This window comes from Oceanobacter antarcticus (genome assembly GCF_044962685.1).
GTDB lineage: Bacteria > Pseudomonadota > Gammaproteobacteria > Pseudomonadales > Oceanobacteraceae > Oceanobacter > Oceanobacter antarcticus.
This window is the reverse complement of the sequence record NZ_JBBKTX010000078.1, coordinates 1-424: the sequence shown is the minus strand read 5'-3', so window position 1 is coordinate 424 and position 424 is coordinate 1. Positions and strand designations below refer to the sequence as shown.

The 424-nt window shown below is 53.8% G+C and carries 1 pseudogene; it reads right to left on the bottom strand.

Features of this window, described 5'->3' with window-relative positions:
• Positions 1-119: 119 nt before the first annotated feature.
• Positions 120-424 (bottom strand): annotated as a pseudogene (locus WG929_RS20985) (hypothetical protein); the annotation flags it as partial.

The window sequence follows — 424 nt, the reverse complement described above, 5'->3', positions numbered from 1 at the left end:
CCAGGATCTCTTGCGGTTTAATCCCGGTGTTTAGCCAGCTTTGAATCAGATTCCAGTACAGGGGATGGCCGTCGTAGGGGTTGTCAGGGACACAGTAGCAGGCGGTGATGAAGTGACTATCAGCACGGCCACTTTTTGACCAAATTCATAGCGTGTCGACTCTTGCCTTTGGCGATGCACTGAACGTCTGGTTCATGCAGGCTGTACCGTTTCGGGCCTTCCCAGTCTTGCTGTGTTTGCTTGATGAGTTGAGAGGCTTGCACGGCTTTTTCAAGAATAAGCCGGCTTTGCTCGGTGACTGGCAGCTTGCGCAGGATGTCTCGCGTCAGTCGCCCAACCAGCGTCGCCATTTTCTTGAGAGCCTTCTTCAAACGCTTGAACTGTCGGGCATGGGCGTAGCCCGCCGCTTTGTGTTTGAGATGAG